This window comes from Escherichia sp. WS1152, assembly GCF_046487665.1.
Taxonomy (GTDB): domain Bacteria; phylum Pseudomonadota; class Gammaproteobacteria; order Enterobacterales; family Enterobacteriaceae; genus Escherichia; species Escherichia coli.
The window spans coordinates 479,621-504,869 of sequence record NZ_JBJQJA010000001.1; the positions used below are offsets into that span (position 1 = coordinate 479,621).

The window sequence follows — 25,249 nt, forward strand, 5'->3', positions numbered from 1 at the left end:
CAGTGTGGGTCCAGTAATGTTGGATGTCGAAGGTTACGAACTGGACGCGGAAGAGCGTGAAATACTGGCGCATCCGCTGGTGGGAGGGCTGATTCTCTTTACGCGAAACTATCATGATCCTGCCCAGTTGCGTGAACTGGTGCGCCAGATCCGCGCAGCATCGCGCAATCATCTGGTGGTGGCGGTAGATCAGGAAGGTGGACGCGTTCAGCGTTTTCGCGAAGGTTTTACCCGCTTACCGGCAGCACAATCCTTTGCTGCGCTGTTGGGAATGGAAGAGGGCGGCAAACTGGCGCAAGAGGCGGGTTGGCTGATGGCCAGCGAAATGATCGCTATGGATATTGATATCAGCTTTGCGCCAGTGCTGGATGTAGGACATATCAGCGCGGCGATTGGCGAGCGTTCTTATCATGCCGACCCAGAAAAAGCCCTGGCAATCGCCAGTCGGTTTATTGATGGGATGCATGAAGCCGGAATGAAAACGACCGGGAAACACTTCCCAGGACACGGTGCAGTAACTGCAGATTCACACAAAGAGACGCCGTGCGACCCACGCCCGCAAGCGGAAATTCGTGCCAAAGATATGTCGGTTTTCAGCACGTTAATCCGCGAAAATAAACTCGACGCCATTATGCCTGCGCATGTGATCTACAGTGATGTTGATCCGCGTCCGGCGAGCGGTTCTTCCTACTGGCTGAAAACCGTTTTGCGTCAGGAACTGGGTTTTGACGGCGTGATTTTCTCTGACGATTTATCGATGGAAGGTGCCGCGATTATGGGCAGTTATGCCGAACGCGGGCAGGCATCACTGGATGCGGGTTGCGATATGATCTTGGTCTGCAATAATCGTAAAGGGGCCGTCAGCGTGTTAGATAATCTGTCACCGATCAAGGCAGAACGTGTTACACGTTTGTATCATAAAGGTTCATTTTCGCGACAGGAACTGATGGACTCGGCTCGCTGGAAAGCGATCAGCGCCCGTCTGAATCAGTTACATGAACGCTGGCAGGAAGAGAAAGCAGGTCACTAACCTTGGCTTATGTGAGGAAGCGATGATTATCTATTTACACGGTTTTGACTCTAACAGTCCGGGTAACCACGAGAAAGTCTTACAATTGCAGTTTATTGACCCGGATGTACGCTTGATAAGCTACAGTACGCGGCATCCGAAACATGATATGCAGCATCTGCTTAAAGAAGTGGACAAAATGTTGCAACTGAACGTTGACGAGCGTCCGCTAATTTGCGGCGTTGGTCTGGGCGGATACTGGGCGGAACGGATTGGTTTTCTTTGCGATATCCGCCAGGTGATCTTCAACCCTAATTTGTTCCCTTATGAGAACATGGAAGGCAAGATTGATCGCCCGGAAGAGTATGCCGATATTGCCACTAAGTGTGTGACCAACTTCCGTGAGAAGAATCGCGATCGTTGCCTGGTGATTTTGTCGCGTAATGATGAAGCGCTTAACAGCCAGCGGACATCTGAAGAGTTGCATCATTATTACGAGATTGTCTGGGACGAAGAGCAGACGCACAAATTCAAGAATATCTCCCCGCATTTGCAGCGCATTAAAGCGTTCAAAACCCTCGGGTAAATGCCCTCGTCGCATCAGGTAACCTTGCCGGTACCTGATGCGCTCCGAATTCTGTAAGTCGGATAAGGCGTTCACGCCGCATCCGACAGTCGAGCATCAATGCCTGATGCGCCTCTTATCAGACCTACCGAACGCCCTACATACACCCCTCACGCTATATCACTCTCACAAATTCGCTCAAATAATAAGCAATAAACTCTGTTTTTTGATCTCACCCGGTAAAGTCGCCTATCTTTTCAGCAACAAAACTTGATTAACATCAATTTTGGTATGACCAATGCACCATTCATGTTATTCTCAATAGCGAAGAACATTTTCATTGCTGTAACCTGTTGTTAATTAAGAGCTATGCTAATAACCATTAATTAACAATTGGTTAATAAATTTAAGGGGGTCACGTTGACTACGCCATTGAAAAAGATTGTGATTGTCGGCGGCGGTGCTGGTGGGCTGGAAATGGCAACACAGCTGGGGCATAAGCTGGGACGCAAGAAAAAAGCCAAAATTACGCTGGTCGATCGTAACCACAGCCACCTGTGGAAACCGCTGCTGCACGAAGTGGCGACTGGCTCGCTTGATGAAGGCGTCGATGCGTTGAGCTATCTGGCCCATGCGCGCAATCATGGTTTCCAGTTCCAGCTGGGTTCCGTCATTGATATTGATCGTGAAGCGAAAACAATCACTATTGCAGAACTGCGCGATGAGAAAGGTGAACTGCTGGTTCCGGAGCGTAAAATCGCCTATGACACCCTGGTAATGGCGCTGGGTAGCACCTCTAACGATTTCAATACGCCAGGTGTCAAAGAGAACTGCATTTTCCTCGATAACCCGCACCAGGCGCGTCGCTTTCACCAGGAGATGCTGAATCTCTTCCTGAAATACTCCGCCAACCTGGGCGCAAATGGCAAAGTGAACATTGCGATTGTCGGCGGCGGCGCGACGGGTGTAGAACTCTCCGCTGAATTGCACAACGCGGTCAAGCAACTGCACAGCTACGGTTACAAAGGCCTGACCAACGAAGCCCTGAACGTAACGCTGGTAGAAGCGGGAGAACGTATTTTGCCTGCATTACCGCCACGTATCTCTGCTGCGGCCCACAACGAGCTAACGAAACTTGGCGTTCGCGTGCTGACGCAAACCATGGTCACCAGTGCTGATGAAGGCGGCCTGCACACTAAAGATGGCGAATATATTGAGGCTGATCTGATGGTATGGGCAGCCGGGATCAAAGCGCCAGACTTCCTGAAAGATATCGGTGGTCTTGAAACTAACCGTATCAACCAGCTGGTGGTGGAACCGACGCTGCAAACCACCCGCGATCCAGACATTTACGCTATTGGCGACTGCGCGTCATGCCCGCGTCCGGAAGGGGGCTTTGTTCCGCCGCGTGCTCAGGCTGCACACCAGATGGCGACTTGCGCAATGAACAACATTCTGGCGCAGATGAACGGTAAGCCGCTGAAAAATTATCAGTATAAAGATCATGGTTCGCTGGTATCGCTGTCGAACTTCTCCACCGTCGGTAGCCTGATGGGTAACCTGACGCGCGGCTCAATGATGATTGAAGGACGAATTGCGCGCTTTGTATATATCTCGCTATACCGAATGCATCAGATTGCGCTGCATGGTTACTTTAAAACCGGATTAATGATGCTGGTGGGGAGTATTAACCGCGTTATCCGTCCGCGTTTGAAGTTGCATTAATCGACGTACACTGGCGGATGTGGCATAAACGCCTCATCCGCCCTGGACAAATGGTACGAGCGGTAGGCCTGATAAGACGCGTTAAGCGTCGCATCAGGCATTCCTTCAGACTCCTCCGAATCCTTAAGTATTTCCAGCCATTCCCGCGCTTTTCATCTTCTGTCTGATAGCTGCTTTTCTCCTTCGCTTGCATGATTGGCATAACTGCAAAGAAGGAGGTATTCCCGTGAATAAATCAATGTTGGCGGGTATCGGGATTGGTGTCGCAGCTGCGCTTGGCGTAGCGGCAGTGGCCAGTCTGAACGTGTTTGAACGTGGCCCGCAATACGCTCAGGTTGTTTCTGCAACCCCAATCAAGGAAACGGTTAAAACACCGCGTCAGGAGTGTCGCAACGTCACAGTGACCCATCGTCGACCGGTGCAGGATGAAAATCGCATTACCGGGTCGGTGCTCGGCGCTGTTGCTGGCGGCGTGATAGGGCATCAGTTTGGTGGTGGTCGTGGTAAAGATGTCGCCACTGTTGTGGGGGCGCTGGGTGGTGGATATGCCGGTAACCAGATCCAGGGCTCTCTCCAGGAAAGCGATACTTACACGACTACGCAACAGCGTTGTAAAACGGTGTATGACAAGTCAGAAAAAATGCTCGGTTATGATGTGACCTATAAGATTGGCGATCAGCAGGGCAAAATCCGCATGGACCGCGATCCGGGTACGCAGATCCCGCTAGATAGTAACGGGCAACTGATTTTGAATAACAAAGTATAACAAGGCTGTACTCTGCAATTTGGCCCCTCATTCGCTCAGGCTGAGGGGCTTTTTTTGCGACTTATTTCACCAGTTCGGGCCATAAACGCAAAGTCGTTCCGGCAATCTGCATCAGTTTTTCCAGCGATGCACCTTCGCGTGCGCTGATCGACATCCCCTGAATAATACAATTAAGGAATTCTGCCAGATGTGTCACGTCACAGTGGGTCGGGATTTCCCCGCGCGCTTGTCGTTGACATAAAAACTGCTGCAAAGTGCGCTCTTGCATCGCATGGCGTGATTTCAACGTATTGGCGATATCTCCTGAATCTGGGGAGAGGGTGGTGCAGTTGTTGATCATGAAGCAGCCTGCCGGGGTGTCTTTGCCGGTAAAGCAGTTGGCGATGGCAGCAAAATAGTCAGCCAGCGCAGACTCCACGCTTTTCTCTTCACAAAACAGCTGTGCTTCATGCTTAGCGGCAAAACGATCGATATAGCGGTCGAGAACGGCACGAAATAACCCCTCTTTGTTGGTAAATTCCGCGTATAGCGTGGGCGCTTTGGCTCCGGTCGCTTCGACGAGGTCCGCAAGAGAAGTCGCTTCATAACCGTGTTGCCAGAACAATTTCATGGCCTTATCAAGCGCGGCATCCCTGTCGAACACTTTTGGGCGGCCACGGCTTTTTTTTACACATTGTGTTGAGTCAGTTGCCATGATGCCGTTGTACCTGGTGACTGTGAATGAAAGGTTATTATAAAAATAATCACCTCCGTTCACCAGTCCAGATCCCATAAAAATAATTGCTTTCTATTTAACTGAAATTTAAAGATTTTTAAATTAATTAATGATTGTTATAAAAAATATCTTGTATGTGATCCAGATCACATCTATCATTTAGTTATCGATCGTTAAGTAATTGCTTGCGACGTCATTCATCTGCATAAGGCCACTATTATGAAAAACGTAAAAACCCTCATCGCTGCGGCGATTTTAAGCTCCATGTCATTTGCCAGCTTTGCGGCTGTCGAAGTTCAGTCAACGCCAGAAGGCCAACAAAAAGTCGGTACAATCAGTGCTAACGCGGGGACAAATCTGGGATCGCTGGAAGAGCAGCTGGCGCAAAAAGCGGATGAGATGGGCGCAAAATCTTTCCGTATTACTTCTGTAACCGGTCCGAATACCCTCCATGGAACAGCAGTAATTTATAAATAAGCATTAACCCTCATTAATGCCTGCTACTGCTGATTTTTTCCCCGCGACATGCCGTGTCGCGGGGATTTTTTTTATCCAGGATTTACAGAGTTTGTGGGCTCACTTGATGACGGCGGACATCCACCGGCATCCCGGAACGGACATCCATCACATGTTGCATCACTTCAGCGTCAGTTTGTGCTGCATCTTTAAATGATTGCATTGCGCTATTCAGCGTAATTGGCAGCAGCTGCGGATCGTCATCAATCTTCTCTGACAGCGGCTGATGTACTTCAACCAGACGCGCACCGTTTGGTTCGGCAGAGACTTTTATCGGAGTGTTGATGATATTCACTTTGGTGCCTGGGGTGACCTGGCTAAAGAGTGTTTTGATATCGTCATCCCGCAGACGAATACAGCCAGAACTTACCCGCATGCCAATGCCGAAATCGGCGTTCGTACCATGAAGCAAATAAACGCCGCCATAGGCCGCCAGACGAATCGCATGATGGCCCATTGGGTTATCCGGTCCAGCCGGCACTACCGCAGGCAACTCAATTCCCTGTGCTTTATAACGGGCGCGGATGTTTGCCGTTGGCGTCCAGGTTGGGTTTGCACGTTTGTCTGAAACGGTGGTCACCATTGTCGGTGTCAGCGTGTCACCACCTAACTGACCAATACCTATTGGATACACGGTTACCGAATTTTTACCCGGCGGGTAGTAATAGAGACGCAGCTCCGCAATGTTGATCACAATGCCTTCGCGCGGCGCGTCTGGAAGTAGGGTTTGCAACGGGATCGTTAACACGCTGCCCGCGCGCGGTACGTAAGGATCAACGCCGGGGTTAGCCTGTAACAGAGCGAGAAAGCCGACGTTATATTTTTTGGCGATGGCTTCCAGAGAACCACCGTCATTTTCCACCACATGAAATTTGTTTTCGCCAACCAGACGACTGCCCGCTGGCGGCAGCGGCCAGGTGTTGGCTTTTGCCGGTAGCGCCAGCGCCACGGCAGCGGCGAACGTAAAAAACGTTAGCCAGCGAGAAAAACGCGTTATGATCATCACCAAAAATCCATAATAAATATAAGGTTATTGTAATAAACAGATAAGCCTGAATTATGGATGGTGACAGTGTCGGATAGTGCAGGGAAGTGCAAAGAATTTGTAAATGTTGCAGATGGGGGCGCAGAAACGCCCCCGATTTACCATTAAGCGATCGCGTTCTCTTCCAGTTCACGCATAAACTGGCGTACCCATTCGATACGCGTTTTCCGCTCACTCAAATCCTGAATAAATTTCAGGCGCGTCGGACCATCAAGGCGGTAATGCTGCGGCTGTTTTTGCAGCAAACCAATCAACCAGGCCGGATTAACGTGATTCTTCTCGGCAAATTCGATCACCCCGCCTTTCTCATTACCTTCCAGCTTCCTGATCCCCAGTTTCTGCGCTTGCTGGCGCAGACGGGCAATATCCAGCAGGGTACGCGCCGGATCCGGCAGCAGGCCGAAGCGATCGATAAGCTCGACTTTGATCTCTTCCAGTTCGTTTTCCGTTTTGGCGCTGGCAATACGTTTATAGAACGACAAACGCGTATTCACGTCAGGAATGAAATCATCTGGCAATAGCGACGGCATCCGCAGCTCGACTTCTGTTTGCTGGCTGGTGAGATCTTCCAGCGACGGCTCGCGTCCGGCTTTCAGTGCATCGACGGCGTTTTCCAGCAACTCCATATACAGCGAGAAACCGATGGTTTCCATTGAGCCACTTTGTTCTTCGCCAAGCAGTTCACCCGCGCCGCGGATCTCCAGATCGTGCGTTGCCAGCGCAAAACCTGCACCGAGATCTTCCAGCGAGGCAATCGCTTCAAGACGTTTTTGTGCATCGGTAGTCATCGCTTTTGGATGCGGCGTCAGCAACCATGCATATGCCTGATGATGCGAACGTCCGACGCGACCGCGTAACTGGTGCAGCTGCGCCAGACCGAAGTGATCCGCGCGTTCAATGATAATGGTGTTGGCTGTCGGGATGTCGATCCCGGTTTCGATAATGGTTGTACAAACCAGCACGTTGAAACGTTGATGATGGAAATCATTCATCACCCGTTCCAGTTCGCGCTCGCGCATCTGCCCGTGACCGATGGCGATCCGCGCTTCTGGTACGAGTTCTGCCAGCCGTTCGGCGGCTTTCTGGATGTTTTCCACATCATTGTAGAGATAATAAACCTGCCCCCCGCGCAAAATTTCACGCAGGATCGCCTCCCGAACCACCAGACTATCGTACTCACGGACAAAGGTTTTAACTGCCAGACGACGGGCGGGCGGCGTGGCGATAATCGACAGGTCACGCATTCCGCTCATTGCCATATTCAGCGTACGTGGGATCGGCGTTGCAGTAAGCGTCAGAATATCCACGTTCGCGCGCATCGCTTTAATGCGCTCTTTATGACGCACCCCGAAGCGGTGTTCTTCATCGACAATCAGCAGGCCTAAATCTTTAAACTTGACGTCACTTTGCAGCAGTTTGTGCGTACCGATCAGAATATCGATTTTCCCTTCCGCCACTTCCGCAAGGATTTGCGTCTGCTCTTTGGCGCTGCGGAAACGGGAGATCATTTCGATACGTACCGGCCAGTTGGCGAAACGGTCGCGGAAGTTGTCGTAATGCTGCTGCGCGAGAAGGGTGGTAGGCACCAGCACCGCCACCTGCTTGTGGTTATCTACTGCCAGGAAAGCGGCGCGCATCGCCACTTCTGTTTTACCAAAGCCAACATCGCCGCACACCAGACGATCCATTGCCAGCGGCTGACACATGCCGCTAAGTACCGCATTAATGGCCTGCGCCTGATCCGGCGTGGTTTCAAACGGGAAGCTGTCGCAGAACAACTGATACTGCTCACGATCGTGTTTAAACGCGAAGCCCTCTTTGGCGGCGCGTTGCGCGTAGATATCCAGCAATTCCGCCGCCACATCACGCACTTTTTCCGCCGCTTTCTGCCGCGCGCGTGACCACGCATCGCCGCCAAGTTTATGCAGCGGGGCGTTTTCTTCCGCGCCACCTGCGTAACGGCTAATCAGATGCAGTGACGACACCGGAACATACAGTTTGGCGTCGTTGGCATAGGTGAGCATCAGGTACTCGCCGGTAATGCCGCCAGCTTCCAGCGTGGTCATTCCGGCATAACGACCGACGCCGTGCTCCAGATGGACCACCGGCTGGCCAATATGCAGCTCCGCGAGGTTGCGGATCAGTGTATCGGGGTTGATGGTGCGGCGAGAGTCCTGACGACGGCGGGCAACGCGTTCACCGAGCAGATCGCTTTCGCAAATCAGCGCCAGATTACGTACCGTATCGACAAAACCATGCTCTGCAGCGCCAATCATCAGATAACGCCCACGGTCGCTGGCTTCATCAAGACGCATAATGCGTTGCGGAGCAATTTTAATTCGCGCGAGCAGTTCACCCAGCGCTTCACGGCGGCCTTCACTTTCTACCGAGAACACCACCGGACCGTCGAAAGACTCGAGGAACTTACGCAGCGCATCCAGCGGCGCTTTTTGTTGTGCCTGAACGGCCAGGTCTGGCAGTTTCTGGAAACCTAAATTGGCATTCGCGGCTTTTGTCGGTAAATGTTCAGTTTTTAGCTGCACTCGGGGCCAGTTTTTCAGCTCTGAGAAGAGCTCGTCCACCCGCAGCCAGAGCGATTGTGGTGGCAACAGTGGGCGCATCGGATCGACGCCGCGATTCTCAAAACGCGCCAGCGTGTCAGCCTGGAAACGTTCGGCACTGTTTTCCAGATCGCCAGTATTCACCAGCAAGGTATTGGCAGGGAAATAACTGAACAGCGGCGGCAGTGGTTCGCTGAAGAACAATGGCTGCCAGTACTCGATCCCGGCAGGTAATGTGCCTTTACTCACTTGCTGGTAAATATGTTCCGGATCGCGCTTCACTTCGAAGGTATCGCGCCACTGGCTGCGGAACAGTTCAATTGCCGCTTTATCGGTCGGAAATTCGTGCGCGGGCAACAGATTAATCGCTTCTACTTCCTCCAGCGTGCGCTGGCTGTCGACGTCAAACACCCGCAGGCTGTCGATTTCATCATCAAAGAAATCAAGACGATAAGGCAGCTCACTCCCCATCGGGAAGAGATCCAGCAACGCGCCGCGCGTGGCGTATTCGCCGTGCTCCATCACCTGGTCAACATGGCGATAACCGGCGCTGTCCAGTTGGGTTCGTAATGCATCTCGTGACAGGCGCTGACCTTTTTTCATCACCAGCGCATGACCGTGGAGAAAACTGTGTGGGCAAACGCGCTGCATAAGCGTATTCACCGGAACAATCAGTACGCCACGCTGCATCGTCGGTAGCTGGTAAAGGGTGGAAAGGCGCGAGGAGATAATGTCCTGATGAGGCGAAAAACTGTCGTAAGGGAGGGTTTCCCAGTCCGCCAGATTCATCACCATCTGATCGGTGAACTGGCTGATTTCATCATGCAAACGCAGAGCATTTTGCATATCTGGTGCAATGAGTACCACCGGACCGGCGTGACGTTCGGCAATTTCCGCCACCAGCGTCGCGCAGGCAGCGCCGGTTAACTCGCCCAGCAGACGCTGCTCACCCGCTTTGACGGGCAGCGTATAACGATATTGTTCAGGCATAACGGTTGTCAGATTCTCGTTAGGATATGCCTCAACATATGGGGGCATATCTCTGATAAGCAATGCTGTTCATTATCCGTAATCGACATGGTTTAGCAAATTGAATCGCCCCGGCTGGGGCGATGGCTTAGCGGGAGTAACTGACGGCAGCGGGCAGTGAAGGCGGGGAGAACAACAGATCGCTGAATGCTCGCTGTGAAAGTTTTCTTACCAGCAAGCCCGCAACAGTACAGATGAACAAACTGACAAAGGGATAAACCAGCAGGAGTGTCAGTTCGACTTGCGGCGACCAGCGTGCTGCGTTCATTTGCGCAAGCAGAGTTAAGCTGAATATTTCAACCAGAATGCGATGGGTGGTGTAGATAGCAATGGTGTTGGAGCCAATCACATTCAGCAGGCTGGTGGAGCGCATACCGAAACGTTGCTCGTATTGATAAAACAGCTTCATGATCACCACAATCGATACCAGCGACAACAGCAGCGATATAGTAAACAACCAGGCACCGACCGCCAGAACGGTCAGCAAAGAAGCCATCAGCAGATGGCGGCGCAACGGCACCTCTTTAACACAGGTCATTATTGTTGCGCCAAACCATGCGCCAAGGCTGTAATAAGGCAAATTGCGGATCACACTGTTCATTCCCCACCACGGCGTGGGAACGAAATTAACCGCCACACTCAGCAGTACAAACAAGGCGAATAGTGGCAGCGCCAGACGGCTAAAAATTTTACATACCACGAAATAGACAATTAACGCATACAGATACCACAAGCTGGTGCTGGCGGTGATCATCCCGTGCAGGAACTCACCGGTGGAATCGGCATACGCGGCATTGGAGGCATTGCTTAAATCGCGCTCAGGTGCCAGCCACTGGTTCAGCGCACTTAACGCCAGCCACTGCACTACGCCCCAAAGCGCCAGCACCCAAAAGATGCTCCAGATCCGTTTATCGAGACAATTTCCCCACGGTACGCTGTCGATATAGCGGCGAATCAAATAGCCGGATATAAAGAAAAAAACCGGCATACGAAAGGGTGCAAGGTAAAGATTGAAATAGATCCAGCATTTGCTCAGGACTTCCGATAACGGATGCTGAAAAGTGGTCATATGCGGATAAAAGGTAATGACCGAGTGATAAATCACCACCAGACAAATACATAACCCTTTGATCTGGTTAATCCATAGCTCTTTTTGTTTCATCAGGACAACACGCTCTTTTTTAATTTACATGCGGTTGATCCTGCGGGTTATGACCCGAGGTGTAATGGGTATCTGTCTGTATTGGATGATTTTTCAGATTAAGATCAGGCGGCAAGATTGATGATAAAACATGGCAATTTAGCCGATTGATTTACGGGGGCTTTTCAGATTAGCCCTGACGATCACTTACAGTTCAGACGTTTACCCATCTTGCTTTCGCTTATATACTCGTGTCTTTGCTACAGCAACCAGACGGATTTCATGTACCAACCTGTCGCTCTATTTATTGGCCTGCGTTACATGCGTGGGCGTGCAGCGGATCGCTTCGGTCGTTTCGTCTCCTGGCTTTCTACCATCGGCATTACCCTCGGGGTGATGGCGCTGGTCACAGTATTGTCAGTGATGAACGGCTTTGAGCGCGAGCTGCAAAACAACATCCTTGGCCTGATGCCACAGGCAATTCTCTCTTCTGAGCATGGCTCTCTTAACCCGCAGCAACTCCCGGAAACGGCAGTCAAACTGGACGGCGTTAATCGCGTCGCACCTATTACTACCGGTGATGTGGTACTGCAAAGCGCGCGCAGCGTGGCGGTCGGGGTGATGCTGGGTATCGATCCGGCGCAAAAAGATCCACTAACGCCGTATCTGGTCAATGTGAAACAAACTGACCTCGAGCCGGGGAAATATAATGTCATCCTCGGTGAACAGCTTGCCTCACAGTTGGGCGTCAATCGCGGTGATCAAATCCGCGTGATGGTGCCATCTGCCAGCCAGTTCACGCCGATGGGGCGTATTCCAAGTCAGCGCCTGTTCAATGTGATTGGTACTTTTGCCGCTAACAGTGAAGTCGATGGCTATGAAATGCTGGTGAATATTGAGGATGCCTCGCGTCTAATGCGTTATCCGGCAGGCAATATTACCGGCTGGCGTTTGTGGCTGGATGAGCCGCTGAAAGTTGACTCTTTAAGTCAGCAAAAACTGCCTGAAGGCAGCAAATGGCAGGACTGGCGTGACCGTAAAGGCGAGCTGTTCCAGGCCGTACGCATGGAAAAAAATATGATGGGCTTACTGCTGAGCCTGATTGTCGCCGTTGCGGCGTTTAACATTATTACCTCACTAGGGCTGATGGTAATGGAGAAGCAGGGCGAAGTAGCGATCCTGCAAACGCAAGGCTTAACTCCGCGACAAATCATGATGGTCTTTATGGTGCAAGGGGCCAGCGCCGGGATTATCGGTGCGATCCTCGGAGCGGCGCTTGGCGCCCTGCTTGCCAGCCAGTTAAATAATCTGATGCCGATAATCGGCGTCCTGCTTGATGGCGCGGCGCTGCCGGTGGCTATCGAACCTTTACAGGTCATTGTTATTGCGCTGGTGGCGATGGCTATCGCGCTGCTGTCTACGCTTTACCCTTCATGGCGCGCTGCCGCCACTCAACCCGCTGAGGCTTTACGTTATGAATAAGATCCTGTTGCAATGCGACAACCTGTGCAAACGCTATCAGGAAGGCAGTGTGCAAACCGATGTGCTGCACAATGTCAGTTTCAGCGTCGGCGAAGGTGAAATGATGGCGATCGTCGGTAGCTCTGGTTCCGGTAAAAGTACCTTGCTGCACCTGCTGGGCGGGCTGGATACGCCAACCTCCGGCGATGTGATTTTTAATGGTCAGCCAATGAGCAAACTGTCGTCGGCAGCGAAAGCAGAACTGCGCAACCAGAAGCTGGGCTTTATTTATCAGTTTCACCACCTGCTGCCGGATTTTACCGCCCTGGAAAACGTGGCTATGCCGCTGCTGATTGGCAAGAAAAAGCCCGCTGAAATCAACAGCCGTGCGCTGGAAATGCTAAAAGCGGTGGGGCTGGAGCATCGTGCGAATCACCGCCCATCTGAACTTTCTGGCGGCGAACGCCAGCGTGTGGCGATTGCCCGTGCGCTGGTCAATAACCCGCGTCTGGTACTGGCGGATGAACCTACCGGTAACCTCGATGCTCGTAACGCAGACAGCATCTTCCAGTTGCTCGGGGAGTTGAATCGTTTGCAGGGTACTGCCTTCCTGGTGGTTACTCACGACCTGCAACTGGCGAAACGTATGAGCCGCCAACTGGAGATGCGTGATGGTCGTCTGACGGCAGAACTGAGCCTGATGGGGGCGGAGTAATGGCGATGCCTTTATCGTTATTAATTGGCCTGCGTTTTAGTCGCGGACGGCGACGCGGCGGCATGGTGTCGCTGATCTCCGTCATTTCTACCATTGGCATTGCCCTTGGCGTGGCGGTATTGATCGTCGGCTTAAGCGCGATGAACGGCTTTGAACGCGAACTGAATAACCGCATTCTAGCGGTGGTGCCGCATGGCGAAATAGAGGCGGTGGATCAACCGTGGACTAACTGGCAGGAAGCACTGGATAACGTGCAAAAAGTGCCAGGTATTGCCGCTGCTGCGCCGTATATCAATTTCACCGGGCTGGTGGAAAGTGGAGCGAATCTGCGCGCAATCCAGGTGAAGGGCGTTAACCCGCAACAGGAACAGCGTCTGAGCGCATTACCCTCGTTTGTTCAGGGGGATGCCTGGCGCAATTTTAAAGCGGGCGAACAGCAAATTATCATCGGCAAAGGCGTGGCGGATGCGCTGAAAGTGAAGCAGGGCGATTGGGTGTCGATTATGATCCCCAACTCGAATCCTGAGCATAAACTGATGCAGCCAAAACGAGTGCGTTTGCACGTTGCCGGTATTTTGCAATTGAGTGGTCAACTCGATCACAGTTTTGCCATGATCCCGCTGGCGGATGCCCAACAATATCTTGATATGGGTTCCAGCGTGTCAGGTATTGCCCTTAAAATGACGGATGTTTTCAACGCCAATAAGCTGGTACGCGATGCGGGTGAAGTGACCAACAGCTATGTTTATATTAAAAGCTGGATTGGTACTTACGGCTATATGTATCGCGATATTCAGATGATCCGCGCCATTATGTATCTGGCGATGGTACTGGTGATTGGCGTGGCCTGTTTCAACATCGTCTCCACCTTAGTGATGGCGGTGAAAGACAAGAGTGGCGATATCGCAGTATTAAGAACGCTGGGGGCGAAAGATGGTTTAATTCGCGCCATCTTTGTCTGGTATGGATTGCTGGCAGGGCTGTTCGGCAGCCTGTGTGGGGTGATTATCGGCGTAGTTGTTTCACTACAACTTACCCCGATTATTGAGCGGATTGAAAAGCTGATTGGTCATCATTTCCTCTCCAGCGATATCTATTTTATTGATTTCCTGCCATCGGAATTGCACTGGCTGGACGTCTTCTACGTACTGGTCACAGCATTGTTGCTGAGTCTTTTGGCAAGTTGGTATCCGGCGCGGCGCGCCAGTAATATTGACCCTGCGCGAGTCCTTAGCGGCCAGTAAAGGCAGTACATTAAAACAAGGAGCGGCAATGTATTACGGGTTTGATATTGGTGGAACAAAAATTGCGCTTGGCGTGTTTGATAGCGGTCGGCAGTTGCAGTGGGAAAAGCGGGTGCCGACACCGCGTGACAGCTATGACGCATTTTTAGATGCAGTGTGTGAGCTGGTAGCTGAAGCTGACCAACGTTTTGGCTGTAAAGGTTCTGTCGGCATTGGTATTCCGGGAATGCCGGAAACAGAAGATGGTACGCTGTATGCCGCCAATGTCCCCGCTGCCAGCGGTAGACCGCTGCGTGCCGACCTGAGCGCACGTCTTGATCGCGATGTACGCCTTGATAACGATGCCAACTGTTTTGCCCTTTCAGAAGCCTGGGATGACGAATTTACGCAATATCCGTTGGTGATGGGGTTGATTCTCGGCACCGGCGTTGGCGGCGGGCTGATTTTCAACGGCAAACCGATTACTGGTAAAAGCTACATTACCGGCGAGTTTGGCCATATGCGTCTGCCGGTTGATGCGTTAACCATGATGGGGTTGGATTTCCCGTTACGCCGCTGCGGCTGTGGTCAGCATGGCTGCATTGAAAATTATCTGTCTGGTCGCGGTTTTGCGTGGCTGTATCAACACTATTATCATCAACCGTTGCAGGCTCCCGAAATTATTGCGCTTTATGATCAAGGCGATGAGCAGGCAAGGGCGCACGTTGAGCGTTATCTGGATTTATTAGCGGTTTGTCTGGGAAATATCCTGACCATTGTTGACCCTGACCTGGTCGTCATTGGTGGTGGCTTATCGAATTTCCCGGCAATCACAACGCAACTGGCGGACAGGCTGCCTCGTCATCTCTTACCTGTAGCTCGTGTTCCGCGCATTGAACGCGCGCGCCACGGTGATGCGGGAGGAATGCGTGGTGCGGCCTTCCTACATCTAACCGATTAAACAACAGAGGTTGCTATGCTGTCGCGTCGGGGTCATCGGTTAAGTCGTTTTCGTAAAAATAAACGCCGCCTGCGCGAGCGTTTGCGTCAGCGTATTTTTTTCAGAGATAAAGTGGTGCCGGAAGCAATGGAAAAACCAAGAGTACTCGTACTGACAGGGGCAGGAATTTCTGCGGAATCAGGTATTCGTACCTTTCGCGCCGCAGATGGCCTGTGGGAAGAACATCGGGTTGAAGATGTGGCAACGCCGGAAGGTTTCGATCGCGATCCTGAACTGGTGCAAGCGTTTTATAACGCCCGTCGTCGACAGCTGCAGCAGCCAGAAATTCAGCCTAACGCCGCGCATCTTGCGCTGGCTAAACTGCAAGATGCTCTCGGCGATCGCTTTTTGCTGGTGACGCAGAATATAGACAACCTGCATGAACGCGCAGGTAATACCAATGTGATTCATATGCATGGGGAACTGCTGAAAGTTCGTTGTTCACAAAGTGGTCAGGTTCTCGACTGGACCGGAGACGTTACCCCAGAAGATAAATGCCATTGCTGCCAGTTCCCGGCACCCTTGCGCCCGCACGTAGTGTGGTTTGGCGAAATGCCACTCGGCATGGATGAAATTTATATGGCGTTGTCGATGGCCGATATTTTCATTGCCATTGGTACTTCGGGGCATGTTTATCCGGCGGCTGGGTTTGTTCACGAAGCGAAACTGCATGGCGCGCACACCGTGGAGCTGAATCTTGAACCAAGTCAGGTCGGTAATGAATTTGCCGAGAAATATTACGGCCCGGCAAGCCAGGTGGTGCCAGAATTTGTTGAAAAGTTGCTGAAGGGATTATAAAGCAGGAAGCATTGCCTGATGCGCTACGCTTATCAGGCCTACAAGCGGACCACAATACCGACGAAAGAGCGGGATAAAACTTTACTGTCCTGACTCATTAGCCACATCCTTGCTAACTAAAAAACGGGCGGTAATACCACCGCCCGCTTGCTGAATTAACGTCCTGCTTTCAGCTTCTGATAATACTCTTCATAAATGCTGCTGGCTGCGCCAACGTCATTCTGCCATTCGCCATTTTTAATGGTTTCAGCATCCGGGTAGAGCGTCTTATCGTTCGCCACTTCTGGACTTAACAGCTTACGTGCCGCAAGGTTTGGCGTTGGATAACCGATAGTTTCAGCAACCTGTTTTGCCACATCCGGGCGCAGCAGGAAGTTGATCAATTTCAGCGCGCCTTCTTTGTTTTTGGCATTTGCCGGGATCGCCAGGCTGTCCATCCAGAATATGCCGCCTTCTTTCGGCCACACCACGTCAATAGGCGTACCCGCCTGGCGTGCAACGAAAGCAGAACCGTTCCAGATCATGCCGAGGTTAACTTCGCCTTCCATGTACGGGTTAGCCGGGTTATCGGAGTTAAACGCTGCGACGTTTGGCATCAGTTTTTTCAGCTCGTTATATGCAGCTTCAATCTCTTTCGGATCGGTGGTGTTACCGGAGTAGCCCAGCTTACGCAGCGCCATCTGGAACACTTCACGGGCATCGTCGGTCAGCAGCAGGCTGCCTTTGTACTCAGGCTTCCACAGATCGGCCCAGCTGGTAACGGATTTCGGATCTACCGCATCACCGTTAACGCCAATCGCCGTCGCCCCCCAGATATACGGAATGGAGTAGTCGTTATTCGGGTCAAACGGCTTGTTGAGCATGTCTGGATCGAGGTTGCTGAAATTGCTTAACTTCGACTTGTCGATCTTCTGGATCATCCCTTCTTTACGCATTTTATCGACGTAATAGGTTGAAGGAACCACCAGGTCGTAGGCACCGTCTTTGTACGTTTTCAGCTTGGCGTACATGGTTTCGTTCGACTCGTAAGTCGAATAGATAACCTTAATACCGGTTTCTTTGGTGAACTGTTCAAGCAGTCCTGGCGGCACGTACTCGGTCCAGTTGTAGAAATACAGCGTGTTGTTGTCATCGGCGTGAGCGGCGCTCATGCCCAGTGCCAGAGCACCCGCCGCGAGCAGGTGGCGTGACCATTTTTTCATTTAACGTCCCCTGTGTTACCTTTCGTTTTATCACGAGCAATAAGCTGGCTGGCAATAACCATCACCAGCGACAGCACCAGTAATATGGTTGCCAGCGCGTTAACTTCCGGCGATACGCCAACTTTGACCATCGAATAAATTTTTAACGGCAGAATTTCATAACTTGGTCCGGTGACGAACGAAGAAACTACCACATCGTCCATCGACAGGGTAAAGCTTAACACCCAGCCCGCCGCCACCGCTGGCATTGCCAGTGGCAGAATGATTTTTCGCAGAATGGTAAATTCGCTGGCACCGAGATCTTTCGCCGCTTCCAGCATTCGCACGTCAAAACCTTTCAGGCGCGAATACACTGTCACCACCACAAATGGCAGGCAGAAGGTGATATGCGAGAACAGCAGCGACCAGAAGCCAAGCTGAATACCCAGCAGCATAAACAGCACCAGCAGCGAAATCGCCATCACGATATCTGGTGACATCATCACCACAAACAGCATTCCGCTAACGAACGGCTTACCACGAAAGCGATAACGGTACAGCGCAACTGCCGTCAGTGAACCGATAAGCGTAGCAAACGTCGCCGAAAACACCGCCATTGTTAGTGAATGCTGCGCTGCCTGTAACAGGCTGTCGTTGTTCATCAGCAGGCTATACCATTTGGTGGTAAAACCCTGCCAGTTGATGCCAAAGCGCGAGCTGTTAAAGGAGTTCACAATCAAAATAATGATTGGGATATACAGGTACGCGTAGATAGCGGTCATAAAACCGCCGCGAAGCAGTCGACCGATCATTCGAGTTCCACCTTCTTATTCAGCAGACGAGAAGCGCGCCAGTAAACCAGCAACATCAGGCCCATTACGATAGTCAGCGTAATGCTGGTGGCTGCACCAAATGGCCAGTCACGAATATTAAGGAACTGGACCTTGATGACGTTACCGATCAGCAGGTTTTTCGCACCGCCCATCAGGTCGGACACATAGAACAGGCCCATCGCTGGCAGCATTACCAGCAGACATCCGGCAATAATTCCCGGCATCGTCAGTGGAATAATGATACGGATAAAAGTCTGTAACTTGCTGGCACCGAGATCGCGCGCTGCCTCAAGCAACGGCTTATCCAGTTTTTCGATACTGGAGTACAGCGGCATCACCATAAACGGCAGCAGAATGTAAACCAGACCGATAATCACCGCACTGGGCGTGAACATGATACGAATTGGTGTATCTATAACGCCCAGCCAGAGCAAAAACTCGTTGAGGTAGCCTTTGGTGCTGAGGAAAATTTTCAGCCCGTAGATACGAATCAATGAGTTGGTCCAGAACGGAACAATCAGCAGAAACAGCAGCAGCGGACGCACCTTGTGTGGCAGCTTCGCCAGAAACCAGGCAAATGGATAGCCCAGCACCAGGCAGGCGAGGGTGGCGATCAGCGCCATATTCAGCGAGTGCAATAGCACTTCAAAATAGAGCGGATCGAGCAGACGTGTGTAGTTATCCAGCGTAAAGACCATTTTGACGAAACTGGCGTCGTCGCGGGTCAAAAAGCTGGTGCCAATGATCATCAGGTTGGGCAGAAAGACAAACAACACAAGCCAACCGACAATAGTGACAATCACTACATTCTGGAACTTACTTGTGTTCTTCATCAGCCAGTACGACCTCCCAGCTTTCTACCCAATTAATGGCCATTTTTTGGTCGAGAGAGTGGTCAAAGTCAGGATCGTCTTCATTGAAGAATTCGCTGACCATCACCATCTTGCCATTTTCCAGTTCAACAACCGACTCCAGCGTCATGCCTTTGTAGTTACGCTCGCGAACGTAACCAATCAGCCCTTCAGCGTGGTTGTCGTCGTTAATCTCTTCAACACGTAAGTCTTCCGGGCGCAGCAGAACATGCAGTTTTTGCCCCGGTTCAACGGCGAAGTTAACGTAGATATTACATTCGCGGCCTTCAACGTTGGCGCGTACGCGCTGCTCGTCGAGACGTTCGATGACAGTGGCGTTAAACATATTGATTTCGCCAATGAACCCGGCAACAAACAGGTTTTTCGGCTCTTCGTAGATTTCACGCGGCGTGCCGTCTTGCTCAATGCGACCATCGCGCATCACCACAATCCTGTCCGACATGGTGAGTGCTTCTTCCTGGTCGTGAGTCACGAAGACGAATGTAATGCCAAGCTTACGCTGTAACGCTTTCAGCTCGTTCTGCATTTGCTTGCGCAGTTTGTAATCCAGCGCTGAGAGCGACTCATCCAGCAACAACAGACGAGGCTTGTTAACCACCGCGCGAGCAATGGCGACGCGTTGCTGTTGACCACCAGAGAGCTGATGCGGTTTACGTTGAGCGAAGGTTTCCAGCTGCACCATCCGCAGGGCTTCCATCACGCGGGGCGTAATTTCAGCAGCGGGGGTTTTTTGCATGCGCAACCCAAAGGCCACATTTTCGAACACGGTCATGTGGGGGAAAAGTGCGTAGCTTTGGAAAACAGTGTTCACATAGCGGTTTTCCGCCGGAACGTGGGTGATGTCCTCGTTATCCAACATGATGCGTCCGGAATCAACAGTTTCCAGACCTGCAATCAGGCGAAGAACGGTTGTTTTACCGCAGCCAGAAGGGCCAAGCAGCGTGAGGAACTCGCCATTGTTGATAGTCAGATCCAGCTGGGGAATGACCTCTTTACCATCAAAGCATTTGCGAATTCCCGCCAATTGCACCAGCGGTGAAAGCGAACTCGGTTGTTTATTCAATTTTTTACTCTGTCCCATGTAAACGCAACGGATGGCTTACCGATGCGGGGTTTGTGGTTAACCACCTTGGTGACTCTTAATGAGGGCGGTAATTCTACGGCAAACCGCTTGAATCGCCAATCTTTGTTGTGAATTACTGGCTTAGCTTTATATTCATTAAGGTAATGCTGATAAATATTCCCGCTTGCAGGGGTAAAAGTGACCTGACGCAATATTTGTCTTTTCTTGCTTCTTAATAATGTTGTCACAAAAAGTGAGGGTGACTACATGGATAAACTACTTGAGCGATTTTTGAACTACGTGTCTCTGGATACCCAATCAAAAGCAGGGGTGAGACAGGTTCCCAGCACGGAAGGCCAATGGAAGTTATTGCATCTGCTGAAAGAGCAGCTCGAAGAGATGGGGCTTATCAATGTGACCTTAAGTGAGAAGGGCACTTTGATGGCGACGTTACCGGCTAACGTCCCTGGCGATATCCCGGCGATTGGCTTTATTTCTCATGTGGATACCTCACCGGATTGCAGCGGCAAAAATGTGAATCCGCAAATTGTTGAAAACTATCGCGGTGGCGATATTGCGCTGGGTATCGGCGATGAAGTTTTATCACCGGTTATGTTCCCGGTGCTGCATCAGCTACTGGGTCAGACGCTGATTACCACCGATGGTAAAACCTTGTTAGGTGCCGATGACAAAGCAGGTATTGCAGAAATCATGACCGCGCTGGCGGTATTGCAACAGAAAAACATTCCGCATGGTGATATTCGCGTCGCCTTTACCCCGGATGAAGAAGTGGGCAAAGGGGCGAAACATTTTGATGTTGATGCCTTCGATGCCCGCTGGGCTTACACTGTTGATGGTGGTGGCGTAGGCGAACTGGAGTTTGAAAACTTCAACGCCGCGTCGGTCAATATCAAAATTGTCGGTAACAATGTTCACCCGGGTACGGCGAAAGGAGTGATGGTAAATGCGCTGTCGCTGGCGGCACGTATTCATGCGGAAGTTCCGGCGGATGAAAGCCCGGAAATGACAGAAGGCTATGAAGGTTTCTATCACCTTGCGAGCATGAAAGGCACCGTTGAACGGGCCGATATGCACTACATCATCCGTGATTTCGACCGTAAACAGTTTGAAGCGCGTAAACGTAAAATGATGGAGATCGCCAAAAAAGTGGGCAAAGGGTTACATCCTGATTGCTACATTGAATTGGTGATTGAAGACAGTTACTACAATATGCGCGAGAAAGTGGTTGAGCATCCGCATATTCTCGATATCGCCCAGCAGGCGATGCGTGACTGCGATATTGAACCGGAACTGAAACCGATCCGCGGTGGTACCGACGGCGCGCAGTTGTCGTTTATGGGATTACCGTGCCCGAACCTGTTCACTGGCGGTTACAACTATCATGGTAAGCATGAGTTTGTGACTCTGGAAGGTATGGAAAAAGCGGTGCAGGTGATCGTCCGTATTGCCGAGTTAACGGCGCAACGGAAGTCGTGATTGCCCGATGCGTATGTGGACTGCCAATTACCGGGATGAAACCGTTATATTGACACTGGTCCACATACTTATCGTGCCTACAGGCGTTCAGTGCATGTAGGCACGATAAGGCGCAATCAGCGCCACATCCGGCTTAAATCCAAACTTACCCTTCGAAGAACCAATACCCGCTATTGACCAGCGCCGCGAGCATCGCGAGGAATGACGGATCTTCCAGCGCATCGCCAAAATTCTCCGCAGTCAGCGCAATGTTGCTGGCGAGTGCATCCAGTGCCGGACGGTGCGGGGAATCGATCTTCTCACCATTGGCATACACGTCGTCGCCAATGCGCAATACGCGCAGACCACCCAGGCGCACCAGCACATCACCTTGTTTCAGCGCATCGTAGATTTCATCCGGCTGATAAGGCGGCTCTGGCGGCGCGATATCCAGTTCATGACGTGACTGGGATATAAACTCCCCAAACCATTGCTTAAAGTGTTCCGGCTGGTTGATCAATTCGAGCATCATCTCACGCAGTTTATCCATCTCTTGCGGCAGAACATCCGCAGGATGAGCGCGAGGTGGAACATCAGGATCGCTGTAGTAGTTGCCGCCCAGTTCACGTTGCAGCACATAATCGGCAAATCCACTAATCAGTTCCCGCGTATTTGGCGCGCGAAAACCCACGGAATAGTTCATCGCATTTTCCAGCGCGTAGCCTTCATGCGGGAATCCTGGCGGAATATAAAGAATATCGCCAGGCTCCAGCTCTTCATCGATGATGGCTTCGAACGGATCGACCTGTAACAGATCCGGGTGCGGACAGTGCTGTTTCATTTGCAGCTTTTCGCCCACTCGCCAGCGACGACGACCGGTACCCTGAATGATAAACACGTCGTACTGATCGAGATGCGGGCCGACGCCGCCGCCAGGTACAGAAAAAGAGATCATCAGATCATCAATACGCCAGTCCGGTAGTTCACGGAACGGTCGCATCAGCGCGGCGGTCGGCTCATGCCAGTGGTTCACTGCTTGCACTAACAATGACCAGTTAGTTTCACCGAGATGATCGTAGCTTTCGAACGGACCGTGGCTGACCTGCCATTTTCCATCCTGGTGACTGACCAGTCGACTGTCGACTTCGCTTTCCATCGCCAGACCCGCCAACTCGTCTGGAGAGATCGGGTCAATAAAATTATTAAAGCCGCGTTTTAACACCACCGGGCGTTTCTGCCAGTGACGTTCAAGAAAATCGGGCCAGTTAAGAGTGAGTTGGTATTCCATGTTAAGCATCCACAGGCTGGTATCTGCAACCGATTATAACGGATGCTTAACGTAATGCGTGAAGTATGGACATATTTATTCATCTTTCGGCGTAGAATGCTGGCGACCAAAAATCACCTCCATCCGCGCACCGCCAAGCATGCTCTCTCCGGCGACGATTTTACCCTCATATTGCTCGGTGATTTCGCGGGCTACCGCCAGCCCCACACCTTGCCCAGGGCGTAAAGTATCAACCCGTTGACCACGGTCGAAAATGACCTCTCGCTTGCTTAATGGAATACCGGGTCCATCATCCTCGACCACAATATAGAGATGCTCGTCGGTTTGCCTTGCAGAAATTTCGACAAACTCGAGGCAATATTTACAGGCATTATCCAGCACATTGCCCATCACCTCGACAAAATCGTTCTGCTCACCGACAAAGCTGATCTCTGGCGAAATATCGAGAGAGATATTGACCCCTTTGCGTTGATACACTTTGTTCAGCGCCGAGGTGAGATTGTCCAGCAGTGGGGCGACCGGATGCAGCTCGCGGCTGAGCAATGTCCCGCCGCGCATACTGGCACGATGCAGGTAGTAGCCAATTTGCTGTGAAATGCGGCTGATTTGCTCCAGCATTACCGGTTCAGCATCACTGACGCTCATCTTTTCACTACGCAGAGAACGCAGCGTACTTTGCAGCACCGCCAGTGGCGTTTTCAGACTATGGGTCAGGTCGGTGAGCGTTGTACGATATTTGTCGTAACGTTCGCGTTCGCTTTTTAACAATCGGTTCAGGTTTCGTACCAGACTGGTCAGTTCTCGCGTTGTGGCTGGATTGAGCAATTCGCGGTTATGTTCTTCCAGTTCGCGGACTTCTTTTGCCAGGGCTTCGATGGGGCGTAAACTCCACCAGGCGGCGACCCACAGCAGCGGGATCACTAACAGCAGATTGGCTGAGAGCACATAGATAAACCAGCTCCAGACCATATAGGAACTTTTTAGCTCCACCGGAATGGTATCCACCACCACAATGGTTAACTTTGGCATCCGCGATGTTGCCGGGTAGACGTTTACCGCCACCGAGTGGGTCATCTCTGCGTCGTCATCATCTTCCCGCACTTCCTGCAACTGTTGCTGTATCGAATGATCTCCACTCAGCAAGAGGCTGGTATCGTTAACATCCGCTTCAATTTCATGAAAACCATTCGATTTCAGCCAGTCAGGCTGGATCATCTTCATCAGCCAGGGCACGTCACGTTGCGCCCATAAAAGCTGCCCGTTCTCATCATAAATTAGCGTCATGGTGGGGCTTTGCTTGTCGATATTTTCGGGTAACTCGACATGCAACTTATTGTTTTCCCACTTCGCAAGGGTATAGAACAGATTGCTCTCGCCACGTAACAGCCGAAACGTAGTTTTATCGAAACTGACGCTATAACCGATCAGCGCGACCATTCCGTAGGCAAGCGAAAGCACCAGTACTACCGCTGCCGTTGCCAACAGAAAACGTACCCGCAGCGAGAGCGGGAAAAAAAGACGCAGTAATTTTTTCATCAGCGCAATTCGAACAGATAGCCCTGGCCGCGAACGGTGGTAATCACTTCTTGGGGATATTGTGCCTGAATTTTTTTGCGCAGACGTCCCATCAGTACATCAATGGTATGGCTTTCCCGCAGCTCCGCATCCGGATAGAGTTGGAGCATTAACGAATCTTTGCTCACCACTTTGCCATTATTGCGTATCAACGTTTCCATAATGGTGTATTCGAACGCGGTCAGTTTGATCACTTCGTCATTAATAGATAATTCACGGCGAGAGAGATCAACCTGAAACGGGGGGAGCGAAATGACCTGTGAAGCCAGGCCGCTATTACGCCGCATTAATGCCTGCATTCGCGCCATCACCTCTTCAATATGAAACGGTTTAGTCACGTAATCATCAGCACCGGCACTTAATACTTCGACTTTGTCCTGCCAGCTTTCACGGGCGGTTAATACCAGAATCGGCAGTGAAACATCATTGCTACGCCAGCGGCGAATCAGTGACAGACCGTCCTCGTCTGGCAATCCGAGATCGACAATCGCAATATCCGGTAAATGTTCATTGAGATAATAATCGGCTTCTTTGGCATCTTCTGCGTCATCGACCTGATGACCAGCATCCTGAATCTGAACTTTAAGGTGGTGACGTAACAACGCATTGTCTTCAACAACCAGTACGCGCATTTTTATTTCTCCCTGTCTTAATTATTAAAATAGTGTAACGCGATTATGTGGTTATGGGGG

Annotated in this window: 22 protein-coding genes; 11 read left to right on the top strand and 11 right to left on the bottom strand. The window is 51.4% G+C overall.

Going from position 1 to position 25,249, the window contains the following annotated elements; all coding sequences use genetic code 11:
- Window positions 1-4 precede the first annotated feature (4 nt).
- From nagZ to ACJHW7_RS02255, 4 genes are all read left to right on the top strand, one after another.
- The gene (gene nagZ, locus ACJHW7_RS02240; protein WP_000529291.1) at window positions 5-1,030 is read left to right on the top strand and encodes a beta-N-acetylhexosaminidase; all 1,026 of its coding nucleotides are present in this window, start codon (window positions 5-7) and stop codon (window positions 1,028-1,030) included.
- Window positions 1,031-1,052: 22 nt separating this feature from the next.
- Window positions 1,053-1,595: an alpha/beta hydrolase YcfP gene (gene ycfP, locus ACJHW7_RS02245; RefSeq protein WP_000587933.1), complete on the top strand. Its 543-nt coding sequence runs from the start codon at window positions 1,053-1,055 to the stop codon at window positions 1,593-1,595.
- Window positions 1,596-1,994: 399 nt separating this feature from the next.
- A complete protein-coding gene (gene ndh, locus ACJHW7_RS02250; RefSeq protein ID WP_000211045.1) occupies window positions 1,995-3,299 on the top strand; it encodes an NADH-quinone dehydrogenase in 1,305 nt (434 codons plus the stop codon).
- Window positions 3,300-3,525: 226 nt separating this feature from the next.
- Window positions 3,526-4,065, top strand: coding sequence for a glycine zipper 2TM domain-containing protein (locus ACJHW7_RS02255; RefSeq protein ID WP_001043459.1), 540 nt, complete (start codon window positions 3,526-3,528; stop codon window positions 4,063-4,065).
- 61 nt (window positions 4,066-4,126) lie between these two features.
- On the opposite strand, the gene comR is transcribed toward ACJHW7_RS02255, so the two are convergent.
- The gene (gene comR, locus ACJHW7_RS02260; RefSeq protein WP_001301779.1) at window positions 4,127-4,759 is read right to left on the bottom strand and encodes a TetR family copper-responsive transcriptional repressor ComR; all 633 of its coding nucleotides are present in this window, start codon (window positions 4,757-4,759) and stop codon (window positions 4,127-4,129) included.
- A 240-nt stretch (window positions 4,760-4,999) separates the two neighbouring features.
- Here comR and bhsA point away from each other — a divergent pair, with 240 nt between their 5' ends.
- Window positions 5,000-5,257, top strand: a complete 258-nt coding sequence (bhsA, locus tag ACJHW7_RS02265; protein WP_000800153.1) for a multiple stress resistance protein BhsA — start codon at window positions 5,000-5,002, stop codon at window positions 5,255-5,257.
- Window positions 5,258-5,339: 82 nt separating this feature from the next.
- Here bhsA and ldtC read toward each other — a convergent pair whose 3' ends face one another.
- The 3 genes from ldtC to ACJHW7_RS02280 all read right to left on the bottom strand — a co-directional run bounded on the left by ldtC (window position 5,340) and on the right by ACJHW7_RS02280 (window position 11,093).
- Window positions 5,340-6,302, bottom strand: a complete 963-nt coding sequence (ldtC, locus tag ACJHW7_RS02270; protein WP_072769094.1) for a L,D-transpeptidase LdtC — start codon at window positions 6,300-6,302, stop codon at window positions 5,340-5,342.
- A 143-nt stretch (window positions 6,303-6,445) separates the two neighbouring features.
- The gene (gene mfd, locus ACJHW7_RS02275) at window positions 6,446-9,892 is read right to left on the bottom strand and encodes a transcription-repair coupling factor (RefSeq protein WP_040234675.1); all 3,447 of its coding nucleotides are present in this window, start codon (window positions 9,890-9,892) and stop codon (window positions 6,446-6,448) included.
- A gap of 127 nt (window positions 9,893-10,019) precedes the next feature.
- Window positions 10,020-11,093, bottom strand: coding sequence for an acyltransferase family protein (locus ACJHW7_RS02280; RefSeq protein ID WP_021556709.1), 1,074 nt, complete (start codon window positions 11,091-11,093; stop codon window positions 10,020-10,022).
- A gap of 261 nt (window positions 11,094-11,354) precedes the next feature.
- On the opposite strand from ACJHW7_RS02280, the gene lolC reads away from it, so the two are divergent.
- Genes lolC through cobB form a run of 5 tightly spaced genes read left to right on the top strand, consistent with a single transcriptional unit; the run spans window position 11,355 to window position 16,269 of the window.
- Window positions 11,355-12,554 (top strand): lipoprotein-releasing ABC transporter permease subunit LolC, encoded by a 1,200-nt coding sequence (gene lolC, locus ACJHW7_RS02285; protein WP_000284714.1) that lies wholly within the window; start codon window positions 11,355-11,357, stop codon window positions 12,552-12,554.
- Entirely contained in the window at window positions 12,547-13,248 is a 702-nt protein-coding gene (gene lolD / locus ACJHW7_RS02290; protein ID WP_001033695.1) for a lipoprotein-releasing ABC transporter ATP-binding protein LolD, read from the top strand. Before lolC ends, lolD begins: the two co-directional genes overlap by 8 nt.
- Window positions 13,248-14,492 carry a lipoprotein-releasing ABC transporter permease subunit LolE gene (gene lolE, locus ACJHW7_RS02295; protein ID WP_024227161.1) on the top strand — a complete coding sequence of 415 codons (1,245 nt, stop codon included), beginning with the start codon at window positions 13,248-13,250 and terminating at the stop codon, window positions 14,490-14,492. The genes lolD and lolE overlap by 1 nt, the downstream gene beginning before the upstream one ends.
- A 28-nt stretch (window positions 14,493-14,520) precedes the next feature.
- On the top strand, window positions 14,521-15,432 hold the full coding sequence (gene nagK / locus ACJHW7_RS02300) for an N-acetylglucosamine kinase (RefSeq protein WP_021556711.1): 912 nt from the start codon (window positions 14,521-14,523) through the stop codon (window positions 15,430-15,432).
- A 15-nt stretch (window positions 15,433-15,447) separates the two neighbouring features.
- On the top strand, window positions 15,448-16,269 hold the full coding sequence (cobB, locus tag ACJHW7_RS02305) for a Sir2 family NAD+-dependent deacetylase (RefSeq protein ID WP_000952736.1): 822 nt from the start codon (window positions 15,448-15,450) through the stop codon (window positions 16,267-16,269).
- A gap of 155 nt (window positions 16,270-16,424) precedes the next feature.
- Here the strand turns inward: cobB and potD are convergent, their stop codons facing one another.
- The 4 genes from potD to potA are packed head-to-tail and all read right to left on the bottom strand — an operon-like array spanning window position 16,425 to window position 20,236.
- Complete coding sequence (gene potD / locus ACJHW7_RS02310; protein ID WP_000759309.1) at window positions 16,425-17,471, bottom strand: spermidine/putrescine ABC transporter substrate-binding protein PotD; 1,047 nt, start codon at window positions 17,469-17,471, stop codon at window positions 16,425-16,427.
- Complete coding sequence (potC, locus tag ACJHW7_RS02315) at window positions 17,468-18,262, bottom strand: spermidine/putrescine ABC transporter permease PotC (protein ID WP_000580316.1); 795 nt, start codon at window positions 18,260-18,262, stop codon at window positions 17,468-17,470. The genes potD and potC overlap by 4 nt, the downstream gene beginning before the upstream one ends.
- Window positions 18,259-19,116, bottom strand: a complete 858-nt coding sequence (gene potB, locus ACJHW7_RS02320) for a spermidine/putrescine ABC transporter permease PotB (RefSeq protein WP_000799401.1) — start codon at window positions 19,114-19,116, stop codon at window positions 18,259-18,261. Before potB ends, potC begins: the two co-directional genes overlap by 4 nt.
- The gene (gene potA / locus ACJHW7_RS02325; RefSeq protein ID WP_000531594.1) at window positions 19,100-20,236 is read right to left on the bottom strand and encodes a spermidine/putrescine ABC transporter ATP-binding protein PotA; all 1,137 of its coding nucleotides are present in this window, start codon (window positions 20,234-20,236) and stop codon (window positions 19,100-19,102) included. Before potA ends, potB begins: the two co-directional genes overlap by 17 nt.
- Before the next feature lie 249 nt (window positions 20,237-20,485).
- Between potA and pepT the strand changes: the two genes are divergently transcribed.
- Window positions 20,486-21,715 carry a peptidase T gene (gene pepT, locus ACJHW7_RS02330; RefSeq protein ID WP_000359447.1) on the top strand — a complete coding sequence of 410 codons (1,230 nt, stop codon included), beginning with the start codon at window positions 20,486-20,488 and terminating at the stop codon, window positions 21,713-21,715.
- Window positions 21,716-21,860: 145 nt separating this feature from the next.
- Here the strand turns inward: pepT and roxA are convergent, their stop codons facing one another.
- The 3 genes from roxA to phoP form a co-directional block, all read right to left on the bottom strand.
- The gene (gene roxA / locus ACJHW7_RS02335) at window positions 21,861-22,982 is read right to left on the bottom strand and encodes a [50S ribosomal protein L16]-arginine 3-hydroxylase (RefSeq protein WP_001295435.1); all 1,122 of its coding nucleotides are present in this window, start codon (window positions 22,980-22,982) and stop codon (window positions 21,861-21,863) included.
- 75 nt (window positions 22,983-23,057) lie between these two features.
- The gene (phoQ, locus tag ACJHW7_RS02340; RefSeq protein ID WP_000735413.1) at window positions 23,058-24,518 is read right to left on the bottom strand and encodes a two-component system sensor histidine kinase PhoQ; all 1,461 of its coding nucleotides are present in this window, start codon (window positions 24,516-24,518) and stop codon (window positions 23,058-23,060) included.
- Window positions 24,518-25,189, bottom strand: coding sequence for a two-component system response regulator PhoP (gene phoP, locus ACJHW7_RS02345; RefSeq protein WP_001265481.1), 672 nt, complete (start codon window positions 25,187-25,189; stop codon window positions 24,518-24,520). The genes phoQ and phoP overlap by 1 nt, the downstream gene beginning before the upstream one ends.
- Window positions 25,190-25,249: the final 60 nt, after the last annotated feature.